The organism is Zongyangia sp. (assembly GCF_965361945.1).
Window position 1 is genome coordinate 1 of sequence record NZ_CBDTOK010000067.1, and the last position, 5,422, is coordinate 5,422.

Consider the following 5,422-nt stretch of genomic DNA (forward strand, 5'->3'; position numbering starts at 1 on the left):
TGCTTACATAAAATAGCATAGAGTTATTGGTCATTTTGACATGGCGGAATTTTGCGAAAAATCTATGTAAAGTAATAAACTTTACACTATGTGAATTTATTACAATAATAGAGATGAACTAAAAGAAAATAGATATCAATAAGTATAAAAAACAAAAAGAAAAGATTTTTTACAATATAATTGGGAAAATGAGTAATTTTATCTATAAAATTACTTTCAAATGCCGAGGCGGAAAGGAAGAAAATGAAAATGCCAACATCAAAATTATGTATAAAATATGAATGAAAGAGATGAAAAAACATAAAAGCGGAAGGAAATGCAAAGTGGAAACGGGTAAAATATTTGCGTTTTTTCGTCATTTTGACTGAATATGTAAACATTTTGTTATGAAGACATTAACTATTGACCTATTTTTGCCTTAATATTAGAATATAAATAAGCAAAATTATGGATTGAGGTAACAAATGAAAGTACGAATCATGACAATTTTGCTATTGATGTTACTCGCTGTGCTGCCCGGCTGCAGCGCGGAAAAAGAAACATCAATTCCCCAAAATGAGGCTTCAGGTGCGGTTACGCTGCCCAATGGCGCACAGTCGGATGCTGAATATTCACCAGAATCCCCAGGCACTGATGATAACGTGTCCTTTGGTACAGGCTCCGATAACACCCAGGGAGAGAGGCGGGCTGTTTGGCTGTCTTATCTGGAGTTACAGGATCTGCTGTCTGCTGATAAAGCACAGACACAAAAACACCTGGAGAATGTATTTGACAACATTGATGCGATGGGGCTCAATACTGTGATCGTGCAGGTGAGACCTTTTGCCGACGCAATTTACAAGTCCAGCTATTTTCCTTGGTCACATATCATCACGGGGACCCAGGGCCAGGATCCTGGATACGATCCGTTGCAGCTAATGATTGATCTGGCCAGAGAGCGTGATTTGCGTATTGAAGCTTGGATTAATCCTTATCGTGTAAAGACACCTACACAAACGCTGGATACGGATACGATCATCTATCAATGGCTGATGGAGCAGGACGACTATGTCGTCACAACCCAAGGGGAATCTGGGGAAGCGGCGCTGTCTCAGGCGCTGTACCTTAATCCCGCCATTGATGAAAACCAAGCCTTGATTGTAAACGGTGTAAAAGAGCTTGTGCAAAACTATGATATAGATGCTATTCACTTTGACGATTATTTCTATCCAACCACTGATGTAGTCTTTGATAGCAAAGCCTATGAGAAAAGTGGTAAAGAGCTGTCATTGGACGTTTGGCGGAGAAACAATGTCAATACGCTTATCCACAAGGTTTATGAGGCTATCAAAGCTATTGATGAGAATATGGAATTTGGTATCAGCCCCCAAGGGAATATTGATATCAACTACAATAAGCAATATGCTGATGTGAAATATTGGATAGAAAAAGAAGGCTATCTGGATTATATTATGCCACAAGTTTATTATGGCTTTAAGAACAGTGTACCGTTTGCGGCTACAGTTGAGGAGTGGGCAGATCTTGCGTCCCAAAGTGATGTAGATCTATACATCGGCCTTGCAGCCTATAAAATTGGCCAGGAAGATCAATGGGCTGGTGAAGAGGGAATGGACGAATGGATTGTTGACGGTGGTGATCTGCTCAAACGTCAAGTTGAATTTTGCAGAGATCTGCAAGGGGATTCCTACAAAGGTTTTTCACTTTACAACTATGGAACATTATTTCAACCAGAACAATCCGTAAAAGAGCTAGTAGAGGAGGAAAAAGAAAATTTAAAAACCATTCTAAAATAACCATATCTTCTACAAGTAGATGTGAGGGAGGGATACGCTTTGAAAACAGTTTTTTCGAACAGAAGGGTCACAGCAATTTCTCTCAGTGTTCTGTTTGTTTTGATCACACTGGTAACGGGAGTGACATCCATTTTTGTGGCAGACAAAAATTTGGAGCAACAGACACCAAAATTGCAAAATGAGGAAGCGCAGGTGGTGCCTGACAGTGTAGACGGTACCGATCTGACTTTGGAGCCTGTTAGCTTTAACAAGCCAACGGAAATGCGAGCGGTATACCTAATGCCGGGAACAGATTTTCTTGTTGGTGATGACCTGTCCGCAACAACGGTACAAAGTCAGATCGATGAAGCGATTCAGTCAGCGAAGGATTTGACCATGAATACAGTAGTCATTGGTCTATCCTATAAGGATCAGGTCATTTATAAAAGCGATGCGATGCCCAGCGTCATGGAAGATTTTGATCCATTGGAGTATGCCATTAAAAAGGCAAGAGAAGAAAAGATGTATGTATATGTCATCTATGACGCTCTTGCAACGCAGAATGGCGATGCGCAGACGATTACCAGCGATGTGATTGAACAAAGCGGTGAGAATTTGGAGCAAATCGTTTCTTCCTATGATCTAGATGGTGTGCTGCTGGATGATTACTACTATCTCTCTTCAGCGGCTAGCTACAGTGATTATGAGGAAAACGGTGCTGGCCAAGGCTATGAAAGCTTTATGCAGAGTGCTACAGAGTCTTTGGTGAAGGCCCTTTCCGAAAAATCCAAGGAGGCAAATCGCGCAGTCCAGTTTGGTCTGCTGACCGATAGTGTCTGGGCCAATGAGGCTGACAATAAGCAAGGAAGTGACACTACAGCTGAATTTGCCACCTTGACCGATGGATATGCAGATGTCAAAGGTTTCATTGAAAAGGACTATGTTGATTTGGTCATGGTTCGAGCGGATACAACAAGAGATGATAAGGATGTTCCCTTTACAGTTGTTTCTGCTTGGTGGAATCAAGTGGCTGAAGACAACGAGCTGCCCATCTACTATATATATAGTGCCGATAAAATTTGCACAGCCGATGGGTGGACAAGCGCCGATGAAATCGTAGAGCAGATTCTGCTGGCCCAAGAGGGGAGCCAATATGGTGGAGCCGTATTTAACTCCCTTTCCAGTTTGGTGGACAATCCTGGCGGCAGCACTGAGAAGCTTCTTCTCTTCTTTGAGACGGGAAAAAATGAAGAAATTATCCTGCAGGAATTGACGGTTACAAAGCCTTCTCAAACAGTGATGACGACATATGAGCCCACTGTGACCTTTGCGGGTGCGGCTGATCCAGATCAAGATCTTTTCTTTGATGGAGAAAAGGTTGAGACAAATGACAGTGGTTACTTCAGCATCCAGCGGGATTTGAAGATTGGAGCAAATACCTTTACCATTGCGCAGGGAGATAAGCAATATACATATACAATTACTCGCGCTGTTCAGGTGTTTAAAGAAGTTTCTCCTAGTGGCTCTATGGTGCTGGATGGCTCTATGGAAATTGCGGTTAGCGCATTGGCCTATGAAGGATCTACGGTTACTGCAACATTGGGTGGAACAACTATAGAACTGTCTCCGACCACTGCAATTGATGAAAATGTTGATACCTCCTCTGCTTATCAGATGTATACCGGTACCATCAAGCTGCCGGAGGGGACAAGCAGTATTCAGGATCTCGGCAGCATCACCTTTGCAGCCAACTATCAGGGAATTAATGAGACCAAGCAGGGGGCTTCGGTACAGATTAATCCTAAGTATGTAGCTGAGGAAGAGCCTGTAGTGACAACAGAACCAGAGGTAACAGATGAACCTTCGGTTACTACACCGCCGGCAGAGACCTCTACACCGGATAGCTCTGATACCACAACGGTAACACCGCCTGTGACCACGGAGCCTCCAACCACGAGTTCACCAGATCCGGACATAACCACTACAGAACCTGATTCCGAGACGGATCCGCCGACGACGACAGAGCCTCCAACTACGGAGCCTTCTGATCCGGATACGGTATATTCTGATGGGAAAACAGTGGTGCCATCTTCATCTGGCAATAAGATGAGTGGCAAGCAGATTATTATCACGGCAGATTCAGCTGAGACATTCCCGACAGATAAAATCAACGACTATTCTGATCCTGGATATTTCCCGCTGCCTAAGGGAACGGTTGCGCGTGTGCTCAGCGAGGTATCTTGGTCGGATGGCAGTACAACCTATCGGTATTACCAGTTGGCTTCTGGCCAGCGCATTTATACCAAAGATGCCCAGGTGATTAGTGATCAAGGATATGGTAACAATACCATCGACAGACTTGAATTCACAGGCGATGGACAGTATACTTATTTGACCGTCTCTACCTCTTGGAAGGTGCCTTATAAGGTAACTTATACCGGCAGCTATATTAACATTGCTTTCGATAGCACTACCAAGGTAGCGGATGGACTGTCCTTAAGCAAGAACCCGTTGTTTACCAGTGCAACTTGGTCTGGCAGTACCTTGCAGCTCAAGTTGAAAAAGACCGGTTCATTCTTGGGTTATACTGCTTACTATGAGGGCGATGACCTGGTCTTCCGGTTTAACTCTCCCACCACCTTGAGCAATGCCCGCATCACCATTGATCCTGGCCATTGGAAAGGTGATCCCGGAGCTCTCGGCTTCAATCCCGCCTATAATGAGCAGGAGATCAATCAGATGATCGCGAAGCTGGTTGTTTCCAAGCTGGAGGCTAAGGGCGCTAAAGTCCTCATGATCGATACCCAGCAGTCTTGGCTCTCTATTGAGAACAGACTGGGACAGGCAAAAGATTTTAATTCCAGCCTGCTGGTCAGCATTCATCAGAACTCTGCCGGCTCGACATCTTCTGCGAATGGTATCGAATCCTATTACTTTAACGATTTCTCCCAGTCCCTGGCTTCCTATATCTGCGCAAATGTCAATGAAGCAGCGGGAACCAATATCCGTTACGGTACCAATGGCGACGGTTCAGTCTTTGGTTACATGGCTATGACAAGGGACAGTGCATTCCCAGCCAACCTGGTTGAGTGTGGATTCGTCACCAACCCGGAAGAATACGAAAAGCTCTTGACGGCTTCTTATCGGGACAAGCTGGCTGACGGTATCGTTGAGGGAATTGAGGAATACTTTAATAGTACTTACACTGCCAATTTGACAGGTACGCAGGCCAGTGAGATTGGATCCGCACCGGTGACCACAACAAAGCCGGTCACTACCACGACCGCACCGGTGACAACCACAGTTCCTGAAACTACCACTACAGAGAAGCCGGTTATCGGAACAAGACCTCCTGTCACTTCTGAGCCATCTTCTGGTGACAACATTTTACCGGATGTACCGGTTACCACTCCTCCTGTGACAACCAAGCTTCCGGATTCTGACGATTCTGACGACACCAATGCGGATAAACTTCCGAAATTGAAGGTGACTTCCGGTGGCAAGGTAGTGGAAGGAAATGCTTACGACATCGTTGCTGGCATTGTTGCCAATGAGATGCCAGAAAGCTTTAATATTGAGGCGTTAAAAGCCCAAGCAGTTGCCGCTTACTCTTACGTGCTTTCCTCCAATAACTCGGGAACAGCACCCTA

General features: G+C 44.7%; 2 protein-coding genes. Both read left to right on the forward strand.

From position 1 onward, the window contains the following. Nucleotides 1–464 precede the first annotated feature (464 nt). Nucleotides 465–1,793, forward strand: a complete 1,329-nt coding sequence (locus ACZ25G_RS04400; RefSeq protein ID WP_342681421.1) for a glycoside hydrolase family 10-like protein — start codon at nt 465–467, stop codon at nt 1,791–1,793. Nucleotides 1,794–1,892: 99 nt separating this feature from the next. Further along, on the forward strand, nt 1,893–5,422 hold a 3,530-nt coding region (locus tag ACZ25G_RS04405; protein WP_463681672.1), incomplete at its 3' end, for an N-acetylmuramoyl-L-alanine amidase.